This window comes from Brevibacillus sp. AG (genome assembly GCF_028369215.1).
GTDB lineage: Bacteria > Bacillota > Bacilli > Brevibacillales > Brevibacillaceae > Brevibacillus > Brevibacillus porteri.
Genome location: NZ_JAQMYO010000003.1, coordinates 257229 through 273883 on the forward strand (window position 1 = coordinate 257229; position 16655 = coordinate 273883).

General features: G+C 46.8%; 12 protein-coding genes. 2 read left to right on the top strand and 10 right to left on the bottom strand.

Going from position 1 to position 16655, the window contains the following annotated elements:
• Positions 1 to 15: 15 nt before the first annotated feature.
• From fhuB to POF51_RS10215, 9 genes are all read right to left on the bottom strand, one after another.
• Complete coding sequence (fhuB, locus tag POF51_RS10175) at positions 16 to 2097, bottom strand: Fe(3+)-hydroxamate ABC transporter permease FhuB (RefSeq protein ID WP_334312664.1); 2082 nt, start codon at positions 2095 to 2097, stop codon at positions 16 to 18.
• Entirely contained in the window at positions 2097 to 3116 is a 1020-nt protein-coding gene (locus POF51_RS10180) for an ABC transporter substrate-binding protein (RefSeq protein ID WP_271755331.1), read from the bottom strand. Before POF51_RS10180 ends, fhuB begins: the two co-directional genes overlap by 1 nt.
• Before the next feature lie 414 nt (positions 3117 to 3530).
• The gene (locus POF51_RS10185) at positions 3531 to 5408 is read right to left on the bottom strand and encodes an FtsX-like permease family protein (RefSeq protein WP_069847062.1); all 1878 of its coding nucleotides are present in this window, start codon (positions 5406 to 5408) and stop codon (positions 3531 to 3533) included.
• 13 nt (positions 5409 to 5421) lie between these two features.
• Complete coding sequence (locus POF51_RS10190) at positions 5422 to 6189, bottom strand: ABC transporter ATP-binding protein (RefSeq protein ID WP_069847064.1); 768 nt, start codon at positions 6187 to 6189, stop codon at positions 5422 to 5424.
• A gap of 176 nt (positions 6190 to 6365) precedes the next feature.
• Positions 6366 to 7373 (bottom strand): ABC transporter substrate-binding protein, encoded by a 1008-nt coding sequence (locus tag POF51_RS10195; RefSeq protein ID WP_271755332.1) that lies wholly within the window; start codon positions 7371 to 7373, stop codon positions 6366 to 6368.
• Positions 7374 to 7532: 159 nt separating this feature from the next.
• Positions 7533 to 8984 carry a polysaccharide deacetylase family protein gene (locus POF51_RS10200; protein ID WP_271755333.1) on the bottom strand — a complete coding sequence of 484 codons (1452 nt, stop codon included), beginning with the start codon at positions 8982 to 8984 and terminating at the stop codon, positions 7533 to 7535.
• Between the two features lie 130 nt (positions 8985 to 9114).
• A complete protein-coding gene (locus tag POF51_RS10205) occupies positions 9115 to 10344 on the bottom strand; it encodes an efflux RND transporter periplasmic adaptor subunit (RefSeq protein ID WP_271755334.1) in 1230 nt (409 codons plus the stop codon).
• A gap of 20 nt (positions 10345 to 10364) precedes the next feature.
• Entirely contained in the window at positions 10365 to 13496 is a 3132-nt protein-coding gene (locus POF51_RS10210) for an efflux RND transporter permease subunit (RefSeq protein ID WP_271755335.1), read from the bottom strand.
• Positions 13497 to 13533: 37 nt separating this feature from the next.
• The gene (locus tag POF51_RS10215) at positions 13534 to 13917 is read right to left on the bottom strand and encodes a MarR family winged helix-turn-helix transcriptional regulator (protein WP_017249898.1); all 384 of its coding nucleotides are present in this window, start codon (positions 13915 to 13917) and stop codon (positions 13534 to 13536) included.
• 228 nt (positions 13918 to 14145) lie between these two features.
• On the opposite strand from POF51_RS10215, the gene POF51_RS10220 reads away from it, so the two are divergent.
• Together POF51_RS10220 and POF51_RS10225 are read left to right on the top strand one after the other, a co-directional pair.
• Positions 14146 to 15312 (top strand): sensor histidine kinase, encoded by a 1167-nt coding sequence (locus POF51_RS10220; RefSeq protein WP_069847076.1) that lies wholly within the window; start codon positions 14146 to 14148, stop codon positions 15310 to 15312.
• 32 nt (positions 15313 to 15344) lie between these two features.
• Complete coding sequence (locus tag POF51_RS10225; protein WP_069847078.1) at positions 15345 to 16058, top strand: response regulator transcription factor; 714 nt, start codon at positions 15345 to 15347, stop codon at positions 16056 to 16058.
• Positions 16059 to 16149: 91 nt separating this feature from the next.
• Here POF51_RS10225 and POF51_RS10230 read toward each other — a convergent pair whose 3' ends face one another.
• Positions 16150 to 16608, bottom strand: a complete 459-nt coding sequence (locus tag POF51_RS10230; protein ID WP_271755336.1) for a GNAT family N-acetyltransferase — start codon at positions 16606 to 16608, stop codon at positions 16150 to 16152.
• Between the last annotated feature and the right edge of the window lie 47 nt (positions 16609 to 16655).

A 16655-nucleotide genomic window follows, 5' to 3' on the forward strand; every position in this document is an offset into this window, starting at 1 on the left:
CAAGTACCTGCTTATCTATTGTGAGGAACGAGTCGAACGGAACATCAGCAAGAATAGATAGGGCGCGCCTAGCAACGCCACTACGACCCCCGCCGGAATATCTTTCGGGATCATGACGATCCTTCCCAGCAAATCAGAAGCAGCCAGCAATACAGCTCCAAGCATGGCGGAAACGACAACTGCTCGACGATGATGAGGTCCAACCAGCATACGTGCTGCATGCGGAGCGAGGAGGCCGATAAACCCTACGGCCCCGACACTGGCAACTGCCGCTGAAGCGAGCAGCACTGCAATGACTGCCACAGACAACCTCGTCATCCGCACCTTTAACCCCAATCCAGTCGAGCTCTCGTCGTTAAATGACAAGAGGTCCACCCGACGTCCTAACCACCACGCGATCGGTGCTAAAACGAGGATCGTAGGCAACAGACGGCCTACTTCCATCCATCCCCGCCCGTATGTACTTCCTGCCAGCCAAGTGAGTGCAGGCGCTGCCAAGATCATAGAATGTACGATCAAGATATTGATAAGGGCGGCACCTGCGGCAGAAACCGCAATACCTACAAGTGTTAATATGATTGGATTGAGTCCCCTTCTCCAAGAGACTGCGTACACAATCGCAGCAGAGATGATTCCCCCTGCAACGGCCCCAAGCGGCATCCAAGCCGAGAGTTGAGGAAACACGAGGAGCACGACAATCGCCCCTACACCCGCACCGCTCGTAACACCGACAATCTGCGGATCAGCCAGCGGATTACGTACTGCGCTCTGCATGAGACTTCCGCTGATCGCGAGTGCCACACCTGCCAACATCGCTGTCAACAGTCGCGGCATCCGAAGCTCATACACCAATTGACTGTACATCTCGTTTCCTTGTCCCATGAAAATGGCGATGATCTCTGTCCACGGAAGGTACAAGTTTCCGCTAGACAAGCTGAGCATCCAAACGACCACAAGCAGCACAGTAAGCATACACACAATCAACGGATACGAAACTTTGCGTTGTGCTCCTCCGACGCTCATCGAGCCTCCAGTTCCAGCACTCATACTGCGCGAGACACGCAAAGCCAGCCAGATCAGCCATGGTCCACCAATAGCTGCCGTGATGGCTCCTGCTGGAAGTTCACCATAATGATTGATGAACATACGTGCAATCGTATCGGAAGCTACAAGCAGCGCTGCCCCCCAGATGGCACATAGCGGCAACAGCCATCTATGCTGCGTGATACCTGACAATCGCACCAGATGCGGAGCCACGAGTCCGATGAATCCGATTGGCCCTACCACACTGACACTAACACACGTAACCAAGATCGCAATAAACATGGTGAAAAGCCGTGTTTTTGCCACCTTTTGCCCCAATGACTTCGCCGTTTCTTCATGAAGGGTAAGTACATCGAGCTGCCTGGCCATGAACAAGCTGACCAAAATCCCAGCTACAATCCAAGGCCAACTGAATTCTACACCCGACCAGTCATTTTGCTTCAAGGAGCCTGAGCCCCAGAGGAAAATGCCATTTGTCGTCTCTTCATTAAACAAGATGATGGCACTCGTCAAAGAGGAGTACACCAAGGTGACAATCATCCCGGACAATGCCACACGCACTGGCGTACCTTTGCGCCCGCCAGACATGAAGTATACGGTAACGGCTGCGAGTATTCCGCCCACCATCGCAAATGGAAGCGGGTGTTCATGCAAGAATGATGGCAAAAACACCATCCCGAACACCACGAAGAAATAGGCACCCGCATTTACGCCAAGTGTCGTTTCCGAAGCGAGCGGGTTTCGTGTTACCGTCTGCATTAAGGCTCCGGCAATAGCCAATGCTGCACCAGACAAAAGCCCCATGACCGTTCTCGGAAGCCTGACACCTTGTATCATATGGTGATCGGAAATGTCTTGCGGAGCAATAATGGCCTGTACAACAGAACGCAGAGAAATGTCTGCCATCCCCTGTGTCAAACTGACAAATGTAAGCACTAATAGAGCGACAAGTCCACTCCCTACCATCAAGAACAATCTCCAGCCCCCTCTTTGTGAGGAAGTGGCTGGAGTGATGTCAGTTCGTGTGAACATTTTATTTTTGGCTAAACTCATTATTTTGCCAACAGATCTACAACTTTATTCGCAAGAATCTTTGCAGACATGGTACCACCATACGGCCACAAATCTCCGCCCAGGGCGTAGACGCGATTCTCTTTTACAAAAGTAAGACCGTTCCAAACCGGGTTGTTCTTCAATTGATTCTCAATCACGTTGTCATCAGCTTGAATGATATGGAGGAAATTCGCATCCTGCAACGCTGGAAGTGCCTCTACATCTGCCAGTGTCATTCCTGTCTGCTCAAATTTCTTAGGCTTATACTTATTTGTCAGACCAATGTTAATCAAGATGCTTGCTGCTGTAGAGTTATCCGTAGACAAACGGAATTCTACCGCATTTTGACTGCTGTAGCCCATCGCGAGGACAAATGGAACTTTATCTGCACCAGCTTTGGTCAGCTTTTCTTTGGCTTCCGCATAAGTCTTGTCGAGGTCTTTCAAAGCAACTTCGGCTTCTGCATTTTTACCCGTGATATCTGCAATTTGCTTGAAAATCTCGATCATTCGATCATACTGTGATCCCTGACCTTCAGCAGGATTCGTATCAAAAGCAATCGTTGGAGCAATTTTGCTCATTTCGTCGTAATTGGCTTCTACATTTCGTTTAATACCGATAATCAAATCTGGCTTCAACATCATGATCGATTCCAGGTTTGGTGAAGTACGACTCCCTACATCCACTACTTCTGGAGCAATCTCCACAGGGAGCTTCACCCATTTTTTCATATTAGGAATATCTGCAATCCCTACAGGCTGAATACCTAGGGCCAACAAATGCTCTGCTGAGCTCCATTCCAATGCAACGATACGCTTAGGAGTGCCTTTGATAGTCGCCTCTCCCATCATGTGCTTCACTGTGCGCACTTGCTCTTCAGCCGGCTTCGCCGCGTCAGGTTGAGCTGTAGCAGCTTGGTTGGAACCAGATTGTGCAGTTGACCCAGCATTGCCGCAAGCAGCGAGCAGCAGCATCGCAGACAAAAATACAAGCATCACTGGTAATTTCATAAGACGCATGAAAAATTCCCCCTTTTTTCTAGGTGTTACTTCGAAAGATAAAGGATGTTGCATGATGGACATGACTTCCAGTAAATTATGATAATGATTATCATTATCTTTGTCAATGATGGGATGTGCAGGTCACTTTCAAGTTTTTAAATCAAAAGCTGCGTAGAAGAAGCGCATTTCCAGTCATAGCGCCTCTGGAGCCCACCTTAGCTCCGTAATAAATGGCGGGGAATTTCAGCTTCACTTATGGAATACCTCATCGAAACTTCTACGTTTGAAGCGCTCCCGCCATTTATTACGGAGCGGACATTCAATCCCCCCTTGCGGGGCGGAGGCCGAAGCGTAGACTGGAAATGCGCTTCTTCCCCACAACAGCTCCGATTAGAAAGCAAAAAATCCCCCTCAAATGAGGAGGATTTTTATTTACGCTTCTTTTGGCAACACAATTCCACGATAAAGCTGAACCGTGATGTAATAGTAAATCGCATAGATCACAACGAAAATCAGCGTTGGAATCCAGATGTTCAGATACGGATCCAAGAGGATGAACGAGAACATCTCCATACCGATCAATACGTGCATCAGACCAATGATCGCCGGGAAAATGAATACCATGAACAGCTCTTTATAGATCGAGCCTACGAGCAACGATTGACGTACGCCGATTTTTCTCAGCATGCTGTAACGGTCTTTGTCACGAGCAGCCCCGGACAAGATTTTGAACATCAGGCAGCTCGCCATCATCGCCAGGAAGGCAATTCCGAGGAAGAAGCCCATGAACATCGTACCGCTTGTGAAAATGTACATGCCCGCATACGTGCTGTATTTGGAAGACGTATATACATCTTCTGCTTTTACATTAACAATAGACCCAATCAGTTGCTTTTGACGTTCATCCATTGCTTTTAATTCCTGCGTGTATTTCAAATAGTCGTCTACCTTAGCAAGGAGAACCTTGTGTTCACTTCCAGCGGTTTGCTCATACGTCGCCTGATCCACAACCAGAATAGATTTGCCCTCAATCATCTGGTAGTTGATAAAATTGGTGAATAACGCTTTGTCCCAATCCTCAGGAATGGCTTCGTATTTACCTTTGTCTGCTTTTGACGCACTTACGATATACGCTTCTTTCGGAAGCGGATCTGTCACAAGTTTTGGCTTGTTGTCAGCAGAGTAATTTTGAATGCTGTTCGTGGAAATCAACAGCGGATTTGCCAGCAAGTCTTCCTTCAAGTAGTAATACGCCTTGTCGTCGACTTTGTATCGATACGTATTTTGCTCCAGGACGTTCATTTTTTTCAGCGCCTGATAATCCGCTTCAACCGGATCATGCAGATTCACGTCATACACATGGAACACCGTGGTAAACAAATTGACGTTTTGCTGGAACGCCAAGCCCCCTGCCATCGCTCCGACACCAAGCCCGATCAACATTGCTACTGTACCAAGGATTTTGGTCAGGTTGTTCACCCGAAAGCGCAGCTGGGCGAAAGTGAAGGCGTTCAACTTGCTATCATTCAGCTTTTTATTTTTCTTCAAAGCCTGTACAAGAACTGGCAGCAACGAGATGAAAATCAAATACGTCCCGAGTGTGCAGGAAATTGCCCCTACGATAAAGCCGAGTGCTTGCAGGTACATAAGCAGGTGCAAGCATGTGTAGCCCAGAGCCAACAGGATAACTCCAAGGATGGCTACCAACACCGCTCCGATTCCTTTTGACTTGATTGTGTCATTTTGCTGCTCGGCACGGATGAGAGCGAGCTCAGTAGCACGAGCCAGACGAATGGCATTAATCGTGGAGGTGATCAGAAAGAGTACCAGGAAGAATCCCCATGTCATCAACATTGCCGGCAGATAAAAAGCATAGTAACCCTCTGTCGAGATCTCCAACAGATTCATGAGCAAGACACCGATGCCGCTCGCGAGCGCAATACCAACCAGGCTACCGATCACCAAGGAAATGATTCCCATCGTCAATGTTTCCAGGAACAAAATCTGGCTGATTTTCCCCTTCTTCGCCCCTAAGACCATGTACATTCCGAGCTCTTTGCGCCGTAGCGAGAGTAGGAATGAGTTGGCATAGAAGATATAAAAGATCGTGATAAACGCCAGCAGGAACGCCCCTACATTGAAAACGATCTGAATCGAGGAGATCATCGAGTTGTTCTTCGTGTAATCAGAATTGAGGGCAAGCGTCTGGAACATGTAAAAAATCGAAATGGAGATGACCAGACCCACGAGCAGAACCAGATAGTCCTTCATCATCTTCCGCATACTGGACAAGGATAGCTTTAACAGCATGAAACGTTACCTCCTAGCGTACATCATGTGATGCACCTAGCTCGGCCAGTACATCCAGAATTTGTTTGAAAAATTGCTGACGATCACCCGTACGTTGAATCTCGGTATACAGCTTACCGTCTTGAATGAACAAGATACGTTTGCAATAACTCGCGGAAAAAGCATCATGCGTAACCATCATGATGGATACTTGGTGGTTCTCATTCAAATCTGTCATCGTTTCCAGCAAGCTTTTGGCATTCTTCGAGTCGAGGGCGCCCGTCGGTTCGTCTGCCAGCAAAATCGCAGGGTCATGCACAAGTGCGCGTGCTGCTGCGGCGCGTTGTTTTTGTCCCCCGGAAATTTGAACCGGATATTTTTGCAAAATCTCTTCGATCCCGAGTGTTTGTGCTACTTTACTTACTTTGTTGCTGATCTCTTTGGAAGGGACACCTTGCAGAGACAACGGCAATGCAATGTTCTCATACACGGACAAATTCTCTAGCAGGTTGAAATCTTGAAAGATAAAGCCGAGCCTTTGCGAGCGAAAATCTGCGAGCTGGTCACGCTTCATCTGTGTAATGTTCGTTCCCGCAATTTCAATAAAGCCTTCCGTTGGACGATCCAGTGTGGAAATCACGTTGAGCAGAGTCGTCTTACCCGAACCGGATGGTCCCATGATTCCCACGAACTCTCCTTTATCTATGGTCAGCGATACGCCTTTTAAGGCATGCGACTGGCTTTCACCTTTTGTCCCATATATTTTTTGAACGTCTTTCACTTCTAGTACAGCAGTACTCATTCTACGTTCCTCCATTCTATCTATTGGCTAGCGTTCGTTGTTTCCGTCGCTATTAACTGTAACCAAATTCCAGAGTAGGAGCTATTGATGTTCCTTACAGTTTTCTTTACATTTTGTAAGGTTTATTTCGTGAGACGAAAAAAAGCCATCCGACGAGGGATGGCTTCCGAGATAAGCTATTTTTTACTTTTGTTCTCTTCGTGTCTTTTGATCATCATATCTACGAACATATCAATATGTGCTGTGATCGCGATTGGGTCATAGCGATAGAATGTATCGTAGTCGTTGTAGAAGATCTGATTGTTTTTGGCAGCAGCGGTCGCATTCCAGACAGCCGACTCCTGTAAGGTTTTCAAGGCTTCGCTATTCTTTTCCGGGTTGTAAAAAGTCACGAACATGTAATCCGCAGCGTATTCTGGCAAGGTTTCCATGGACAGCTGTACGGTTTGCTCTTTGGATTTGCCTGCGTGCGGCATTTTCAGCTTCAATGCATTGTACACGGTTTGACCACCGCGTCCTGCGTTGTCACCGAAGATCCACAAATCTCCTTTGTTGGTCAGCTCGTAGAGACCGACAGTCGCATTCTCATCCACGATACCTTTCAACTTTTGGCGACCCTCGGCAGCCTTCTTGTCAAAGTCAGCAATGAACTTGTCTGCCTTTTCTTTATCGCCAACCACTTCTCCGAACAATTTAACCGTATCGTAAATGTTTGTCGCCGTACCGTACGGGAGATAAACCGTTGGAGCGATTTTGGACAAGGCTTCATAATTGTCATCATACATGACGACAATGAGGTCAGGAGCGAGCTCTAACGTTTTCTCCACATTGATCCGCGGGCTACCTACGTCCTGCGCATTTTTTAATTGTTCAACAGTAAACGGGCTTTTGAAAGCTTCTGTCTCTGCACCGATGATGTTTCCGCCTACTGCAATCAACTCGCCTGCGTAGTAGTCGGTCACAATACGTTGTGGCTTGTCAGGAATTTGAATCGTCCCTTTTGGTGTTTCGATACTGCGCACTTTGTTCTCAGTAGGGGCTTCTGTTGACTTGTCAGCTGGCTTGGAAGCAGAATCCGTCGCAGGTGCTGGCGTTGCCGTATTTGCTCCACCACATGCTGTCAAAAAAAGCGAGAACACAAAAATGACAGCAAGGACAGCTTTTATTGTTTTGTTCGGAATCATGATGAGCCTCCCTTATGTATGTTTGTAAGATAAATGTAAGTAATGATTTTATCGATATTGATTATCATTATCGTCAAAACTATAACAAAGAGTATTTTTACTGTCAATCGCCCGAGCTTTGCGAAAATAGACAAAAAAAATCCCTTTCTGAGAAAGGGATTAGTTACCGGAGCGGCTTTGTTTGATCATATCGTCCATCTTTACAAAGGTGTACCCTTTGCTTTTCAGACTTTCCAGTACAATCGGGAGTGCCTCAATCGTGTGGATGTCATCGAGCATATGCAGCAAAATGACACTGCCATTTTTCGTCTTGCTCATGACGCCATTTACAATATCTTGGGCACTGTTTTTCTTGTCCCAATCCAATGTGGTGACATCGTACAACGCAATGACCTTGTAACCCGTGGCTGCAATCACTTTGGCTGTATGATCGTCTACTACGCCAGTCGGCGGACGGAACAGCATGACAGGCTGCTGTTGAATCGCTTCGGTAATGACCTGGTGTGCTTTGACCACGTCCTTCTGCAATTCTTCCGCTGTCAGCGTCGTTATGACCGGATGGTTATAAGAATGGTTTGCCACATCATGACCACCCTCCACCATCGCTCTCGCCAAATTCGGATTGTTCTCCACCCCTTTTGCTCGCAAGAAGAAGGTCGCTTTGACATCATGCTCTGCCAAAATGTCTAATAGTTTCGTTACGGTTTTGTCGCTTCCCCAGTCGTCAAAGGTTAGCGCGATCTGTTTTTTATTTGTGTCGACTTGATAGACGAGCTCATACTTGGCATTTTCGAATTGCGGATTCAATTTTACTGCGTCAAAGCCTGGTATTTGTTCCAGCGGCTTGCGTTCACCGCCGTTTTTCACCATCTCACTGAGCGGGACAAACTGGTAGCCGATATCCGCTGCTGCCTTGGCGATCAATGGAATGGTAGGAATCACCTCAGGATTGATGTCTGTATTGAGTGAGATAATGCTACCTCTGGACATGTAGCGAGCTATGTAATCTCCGATGGTTTTGGCGTCTTTCTGCAAATCACGGTCCTTCGGGTTGATATTGTAGCTGACGACCGCTTCCATCCCGAGTTGGGCGGCTGCCAAACGAACGTCATCCGTCACATCGCCAGATTTGGTTCGCACATAGCGTGGCGAAATACCCGTCTCGCGTTTGATTACCTCATTACTCAACTGAATCTCCCGATAGATCTGCTCGTAGCTGAGCTTGCTCATGTCCAGTTGATTCAGTGTGTTGTTTTGGATTTCATGACCGCGGGTCAAAATTTCCTTGGAAATGTTTGGTTCCTCAGCGATACGCATGCCTGGGAGAAAAAAGGTTGCTTTGATCTTATGAGCATCTAGCTGCTCCAAAAGACTTTTCATCATCTTATCGTCGCCCATGCCGTTAAACGTCAGAGCTAGTTCCTTGCGCCCCGTGTATACATGAGACAGCACCTTACTTTTTTCACCCGTGTATCGGGTGATTTTCTGTTTCTTCTCTATCTTCTGGCGCTCAGTGGATTCATCTTTGCTCGCAAACATCGAGCATCCGGAGACGAGCACGACTGTCATGAGCAGGACAATCCCTTTGCATAGTTTGGTGGAAATAATCATTTATGACTCCTTATCAACCGCCATAACTAAAATTATACTCTGTTTGGCAATTTTGGTAGAGTAGATAATCTTTCCATTTAATAATAAAAAGAGGCGGATCTGCTCCGCCTCTTTTTTCTTCCATTTCTGCTTACTCCTGAATACTCACCTTGCCCCCATCCGCAAGCAGCGTCTGTCCTTTTACCACGACTTTATCTCCATTTGCTAGGCCAGATACTACTTCAATCAACTCGCTTGTCGAGTTGCCCGTCGACACTTCCACTTGCTTGGCTATTTCCCCTTCTAGCTTGAACACGTATTGTCTGCCTTCACGATCAAATACCGCCTTGCGAGGAATGACCAGTGACTTCGCTCCTTCTGAGCCTTGCGGGAAGGTAACATTCACGACCATATCGGACTTCAATTCATTGGAAGCATTCGGGATCGTGATTTCTACTGGATAGGCTTTGAGCTGCGAATCCATGACCGGACTAATTGCCGTTACATTTGCATCAATCGTTTTGCCTGTAGACTGCACGTATACTTTGACAACTGTTCCCATTTTTACCTTCGTCACATCTGCTTCGGACAAATTCGCTTTGACCACAAGTGGATTCGTTTTGACGATGGTCACAATGGGTTGCTGTCCTGTCATCTGTCCTACTGCTCCGGTCACGCTTGCGACAAATCCGTCGATTGGGGAGACAACCGTTGCATTCGCCAATTGCTCACGCGCATTTTGAAGTCTGACCTGTGACTCCGTTACGCTCGCTGCCGATACTTGCACACCTGTTTTTTGTTTCGCGCCTTGCAGCTTCTGCTTTGCATTGTCGTAGGAAATTTGGGCTTTTGTGAGCGTTGTATTTGCCTCTTCCATTTTCTCAGTAGCAATCGCTCCCTCTGCAAGCAGCTTCTGATTACGTTGTTGATTCAGTTTGGCGTCAGCAAGCGCTCGTTCTGCTTCCGTCAAATCATTTTGTGCTTCAACCAAACTTTGGTTAGAGGTGCTGCCTGCTTGGGTTAAGTTCGCTTTTGCCACACTAAGAGATGCTTCTTGTTCTCTTACACTGTTAGACAGCTCATTCGTATCGAGTGTAAACAATAATTGTCCTTTTGTTACGGCCTGACCCAGCTTTACTGGGAGAGATGCAATTTTCCCGCTAGTTTTTGGTGACATTTGGACTTCCTCACTCGGTGCCAATTTTGCTGTCAGTCCAGACTCAGATGTGACCACACCTTGTGCCACTGTTGCAACCTGTACAGGGGTAACCGTTTCTGCTGGTTGGGCAGCAGTCGTCGTCGCATCCTCCTGGCTTGCGCAGCCTGTGATCAAGGTAAGGGAAAGTAGCGCCACAATCGCGATTCTTTTATTTATGATCATGAATGGTTCCTCCTCTTTTCTCATGCATTTGTCGATTCCAAAGTGGTAAGGCTTTTCTTTTCCTGCTTTTGCTTGCGTTTGTTGCGTCTCTTTTGTCCCATCTCATCAAACCATACGGTAACCACAGGTACGAGTATCAGTGTGATCATGGTGGAGAAGATCAGACCATACATGACGGTAGTAGCCATTGGTGCTTGCAGTTCTAAACCAGACCCAGCAGCAACGGAGAGCGGAGCAATAGCCATTATCGTCGTGAGGGTTGTCATCAAAATCGGGCGCAGACGAGCAGGCCCCGCATGTAAAATCGCTTCATGTAACTCCCAACCCTTTGCACGCAACTGGTTGATCAAGTCGATTAACACAATCGCATTGTTCACAACCAGACCGATCAGCAAAATGTACCCGATCAAAACAGATACGGTAATAGGCGTACCTGTAAACAAAAGCCCCAATATGACCCCAGTAAGGCTCGGAGGAACCGAGAACATGATGATAAATGGACTAAAGAGTGATTCAAACTGAGCAGCCATAACCATGTACACAAGCACGACGGACAAGACAATCGCGAGACCCAGATTCACAAAAGAATTTCCCATATCCTCGCTTTGCCCGCCCATTTCGATGGTGTATCCGTCCGGAACATTCAGCTTATTGATAATACTCGTAATTTCCGTCGAGGCCGCTTGCAGGTTATCCCCGATCAAATCGCTTGTGACCGTCACTTCACGCGTCATGTTTTTGCGCTCAATCGATGGCGGTACATCGACTTTGCTGATGGTCGCTACGGATGTGAGGCTGATTTGAGCGCCCGTCGGCGTGGAAATACGCAGGTTCTTCAAGTAATTAATATCTTCCTTATAGTCTTCTGGCAGCTTGAGATTGATATCAATTTCATCTTCGCCCGTACGATACTGGGTAACCGTTTGACCTTGGAAAGAAGTTCGCACAGCAGAAAGGATTTCATTTGTTGTCAATCCGTACAAACTCGCCTTCTCTGTATTGACCTTCACATCGAACTCCTGACTCATTTCCTGGACACTGGTAGATACGTTCATCGTTCCCGGTACCTTGGCTATTTCCCCTTTCACAATCTCGCTCAGTTCCGTTAAGACGTCCAGATCATCTCCGCGAATTTCAATGGAGATAGCTGGTCCGCCCCCCATACCACCGGAAAGGGATTTCACCTTAATATCTGCTCCTGCAATATGCTTGACTTGCTCTTGCAGGCTAACAGCAATTTCCTCTGTTGATCGCTTTCTTGTAGAAATCTCTCCAATTTGCAGATCGATCGTTGCGTTATGAGAAGTAGATGCACCGCTCTCTGAAATACCGTCGCCACCCCCGACCGAGGACTTGACCAATTTCTTTTCTGGCACTTCATTGACCGCTTCTTCTACCTGCTTCATTACTTTTTCAGTTTCCGTCAAGACGGTACCCTTTGGCAGCTTGATCTCTACCTGGATTAATCCTTGATCCATATCTGGGAAAAATCCTGCGCCGAGAGATGGAACTAGCATCAATGAGCCAATCAACATGGCAAAAGCAGATCCAATCACCGTTTTCCGATGACCCAATGCCCATTTGAGCACCCTTTGATAGCCTTTTTCTACTTTATGGAACCCAATATTAAACCAGATCAGTGGATTGATGCCTCGATAGTTTTCGTGATTCGTATGCTCCGGTATTGTTTTTAACATACGAGCACTCATCATCGGAACCAGCAAGAACGTGAAAACGAGTGCTGCGATGTGTGAGAAAACGACCGTCAAAGCTAACGGTGCGAACAGCTCAGCAACGAGACCTTGTGTCAGCGCAATCGGTAAGAATACGCAAATTTGTGCCAATGCGGAAGCCATTACTGCCGTTCCTACTTCTTTGGAACCGACCAATGCCGCTTCCATCATACTCTTGCCCTGTTCCCGCTGACGGAAAATGTTTTCCAGCATAACGACCGCAAAGTCTACTAATGATCCCAATCCGAGTGTAAGACCTGCTAGGGAAATCAAGTTGATTGTTTGACCTGTCATGTACATCAAGAGGAAGGTTGATATGATCGATACAGGCAGGACAATGACCGCAATGAGCATAGACGACAGACTGCCCAAGAAGAAGAACAGCATGAGTACGCCAATGGCACCACCTGCCAGAGCATGTACCACCGTGTTGTCAACAGAGCTCTGGATGTATGTGGAGGTATCGAAAACGATACGTGTTTCTACATTTGCTGGAAGCGTGCTATTAATCTTCTCCAGCTCAGCCTTTACGTCTTTCGCGATTTTGATCGTATTGCCTCCGGTGCCTTTCATCACAGCAACTGCCAAGCTCGGCTTTCCATCAACGTAGCTCAGCTCGGTCACTTCTTTGATAGTGTCTGTTACTTTCGCGATATCGCTTAATCGGATGAAGCTTCCACCGACAGAGATCGGAGTGAGTGCAATCGTGTCCACATTGGTGAATTCTCCTTGCACGCGGATACTGGTCTTTCCGTCACCTTCCCGTATCGCACCAGCTGATCCAGATACATTGCTGTTTTCTAGTGCTGACTTTATTTGATCCAATGTCAATCCATAGGCAGCTAGTTTGGCGGGGTCCACGATGATGTCGACGATTCGCTCTTGCCCACCTGTGACAGTGACAGAAGCGACACCGTTAATTCGTTCCAAGCGGGATTTAATCAAATCATCTGCGATTTTTTTCAGTTTGTTGACATCTTGATCGCCAGTTACAGCCAGATCAATTATCGGCTGGCTCGTCGGATCAAATTTCAACACCCTTGGTGAACCAGCTGATTCAGGCAAGCTCCCTCGGACCAAATCTACTTTATCTCGCATATTCAGCGTCGCTTGATCCATGTTTGTTCCCCACTTGAAATGGAGGATGACCGAGGAGGAGCCATTAACAGAAGTTGATGTGATCTTGTCTAAATTCGGAACCGTGCCTAGTGCATTTTCCATCGGTTTGGTAACCAGCTTTTCTACCTCAGCTGGAGCCGCCCCCTCTACAGAGGTAACAACTACGGCGACCGGAGAAGTCAGCGATGGCATCAATTCAATAGCCAAGCGAGGAAAGGTAACCAAACCAAAAATGAAGATCGCTACGGATATCATAATCATCGTGACCGGACGTTTAATGGACAGTTCTGATAAATTCAAATTTTCTCACCTCTTCGTTTGTAGAGAGCTCAGCGTATCAGCTCAGTATTTCTTTCTCCAAAATAAGCGCGCGCAAGGAATGCAGCGATGCAGGTGTGCAAGCACTTCCTTCTTGTCCCGTCCAATTCGCTGGCACACGCTCCGTCAATGCTGCCCACACAATTCTCCGATCCGATTTATCACGAAATCTGCGCACCAAGTTCATCTGTTCCAACCGACTGATTAAACCTGAGGTCGTACTATACGAAAGATCAATCGCCTTGCTGATTTCTCCCATTGTTTTCGGGCTTATCGCGATTTGCTCCAGAATGAGAACTTGTTGCCAGGTGATATCACTTGAATCCAATGCTTGCATGGAAAGCGTGGAAAACACGGTGCTCGTATCCCGTAGAATCTTCGCTAACTGAAACAGTTCGTTCATAAAATCCTCCTACCCATTGTCTATTTTTCGGACTATCGTTCGGGGAGTTCCCCTCCACAGATCACATTGTACTTATACGATTCGTCCCCGAAGTCTATCGGGTAGTCAAATTGTGGAATTTGATTTTATCTATCCAGAGATAGAAGACCGTACACCCGGAGATAGACGACAGCGCATGCTAAAATGAAACTATAATGGGTACGTATTCCAAGAAAGGAGGTTGTCTTCTTGAACGCTTCAACTGCATCTTTACGCTCACGTTTCCTGCTTATTTGTTTTTTTGTATTGTTCTCATTTTTTCTCATTCCAACTGCTTACATGCATGAATCCACCATTCCCTTTATCATCACTCTGATCATTATCTTCTGCTTCCTGCTGATGTTTCTCAGGCCCAAAAAAAATTGGAGACCTTTTCAAAAAGACATCGCCATTATCGTTCTTGGTACCGTGTCATTTATAAAGGTTCTATATGTAGGGGTAGAGGTCGGTCTATCCTTGCCATTGGTAGCTTTTATTGGATTTCACATTCTTGAACGCCGCCGATTGTACTATGCGATTTTTTTTGGCGCATGCTCCTTTTCTCACATTTTCTTTTATAAAGACTATATTTTTGAGGAGGTAGTAGGCTATGTCGTGGCCTATATCGGATGGTATATCGGTGCACGAGGATTATCTCTTCAAAATCAAGCAAAGGAATCGAGTCAGCAGCATCTGAAACAATTGCAAGAGGCGCATGTTGAACTCCAGAAAGCTCACTCTGAACTTCAAGAGGCTTCTGTGAATACACTTCGTGCCGCTGTCCTGGAGGAGAGGACCAGAATCGCCCGTGATGTTCACGACGCCTTGGGACACAGTCTCACATCGTTAATCGTTCAATTGAATGCGTTGAAATACATGCTGCAAGGCGGACCGAGTGACGCACAGGAGGCTGTGCGAGACATGCTTTCGGTATCCAAGCAAAGCCTCGATGATATACGCTCGTCTGTACATACATTAGCCGCAGACAAATCCTCTCTAGGAATCACACCGCTGCGTATACTCTTATCACGAGCCCAACAGCATACCGACATCAAAATGCATTTGATCAGTCCCAATCCAGATATTCCGCTCTCACAGCAGATGACCATTACGCTTTACCGGATTCTCCAAGAAGCTATTACCAATTCCATTCGACATTCGAATGCAACAGAGATTTTCATCTCGATAGAAAAAAAGCAAAACTTCCTATTCCTGTCTATTTGGGACAATGGGAATATTACGAATCATCATCAAATCAAACTAGGCTTTGGTTTAACAGGTATCGCAGAACAAACCAAGCAATTAAATGGAGACCTTTCCTATTCCATTCGAGAGCCCCACGGCTTTCAAATTGACATCAGCTTTCCGCTTTGGTAAACAAATAGCGATCTATACGGAGGAATGCCAGCATGGCAAATAAAATCAAAAAAGAGACCATTCGTGTGGTCCTGGTCGATGACCAAACGATGATCCGTCAAGGATTGGGGTATGTCATAAAAATGCAGAAGGATATGGAAGTAAGCGGGGAGGCTTCCAATGGAGAAGAAGCCGTGAAGCTCGTAGGAGAAATCATTCCTGATGTAGTCTTAATGGATGTACAGATGCCAAACATGTCAGGAATCGATGCAACCCGAGAAATCACTCGCCTCCATCCTTCGATAAAAGTATTAATCCTCACAACCTTTGACACATACGATTACATCGTAGATGGTATTCGGGCAGGTGCTGTCGGCTATATGCTAAAGGATTCCGATTCACAGGATATGTTGGACCTCATTCGCAGGGCCCATCAGGGAGAGGCACTTTTCTACACGGCTACTGCTGCCAAGGCTCTAGCGGAGGTTCTACAGTGTCAACAAAAGAATCACGAGTCTGCCTCTCATTCTGACTCTGATGCTGATTCTGTGCTTCCCCCTCTTGTCATGTTAGATCAGTTGACTGATCGAGAGCAGGACGTACTAGAGCAGCTATCCTACGGCAAACGGAACGATCAAATTGCGCAGCACTTGCTCATCTCCGAGGGAACCGTCAAGACGCATATCCATCGGATTTTGCAGAAAATGGGCGTAGGAGATCGTACACAGGCAGTTGCCAAGGCGATCCGGTATAAAATCGTGAAATAATAAAGGAAACGCAAAAAAGCCCAAGCATATAAGCCATGCTTGAGCGTTGACAGCTGATTGGAATAGACTGCAGCTATTCCATACTCCGTATCTATCCGATCTCCACTTCCAACAACGGCAATACTCTTCCTGGGAACACGGTAGACACGATTTCACCTACTCGCTTTGCTCCCCTCGACAAGTAAAACGGTTCTGCGTACGGGTCACTATGGATGGTGATGACTGAGATTTCTTGCTTTTGTGCCACCTCTACCATATGCTGCCACAGAGCCTTTCCGTAACCTTTTCCTACTGCCTCCGGTTCCATGAACAAAAAGCCTAACAGCCACTGCTCTTGCTCAGCATCCTTTTCCAAACTCATGAAGCCCTTGATGCTGCCCTCATCCTCTAGCACATATACTTCGTGTTTCTCGATATAGGCAGGTGATAGCGTCAGGTCGTTACGACAGGCCTCCATGAATTCATCACTGTATCCCCAATAAGCTTTGGAGCGATAGGCTAGCTCGCTCAGTTCGCTTGCTTCTTGTCCTTTTGCTCTGCGAATGTTCATCTTGACCCTCCCATTTATACAATATTTGTAAACCACCTAGCGTTTAC

Bases quoted from the DNA above. Each gene is read 5' to 3' on its own strand.
- POF51_RS10190 (WP_069847064.1), bottom strand. From the start codon at position 6,189: ATGAGTACTGCTGTACTAGAAGTGAAAGACGTTCAAAAAATATATGGG.
- POF51_RS10195 (WP_271755332.1), bottom strand. From the start codon at position 7,373: ATGATTCCGAACAAAACAATAAAAGCTGTCCTTGCTGTCATTTTTGTG.
- POF51_RS10200 (WP_271755333.1), bottom strand. From the start codon at position 8,984: ATGATTATTTCCACCAAACTATGCAAAGGGATTGTCCTGCTCATGACA.
- POF51_RS10230 (WP_271755336.1), bottom strand. From the start codon at position 16,608: ATGAACATTCGCAGAGCAAAAGGACAAGAAGCAAGCGAACTGAGCGAG.
- POF51_RS10205 (WP_271755334.1), bottom strand. From the start codon at position 10,344: ATGATCATAAATAAAAGAATCGCGATTGTGGCGCTACTTTCCCTTACC.
- POF51_RS10225 (WP_069847078.1), top strand. From the start codon at position 15,345: ATGGCAAATAAAATCAAAAAAGAGACCATTCGTGTGGTCCTGGTCGAT.
- fhuB (WP_334312664.1), bottom strand. From the start codon at position 2,097: ATGAGTTTAGCCAAAAATAAAATGTTCACACGAACTGACATCACTCCA.
- POF51_RS10215 (WP_017249898.1), bottom strand. From the start codon at position 13,917: ATGAACGAACTGTTTCAGTTAGCGAAGATTCTACGGGATACGAGCACC.
- POF51_RS10185 (WP_069847062.1), bottom strand. From the start codon at position 5,408: ATGCTGTTAAAGCTATCCTTGTCCAGTATGCGGAAGATGATGAAGGAC.
- POF51_RS10180 (WP_271755331.1), bottom strand. From the start codon at position 3,116: ATGCGTCTTATGAAATTACCAGTGATGCTTGTATTTTTGTCTGCGATG.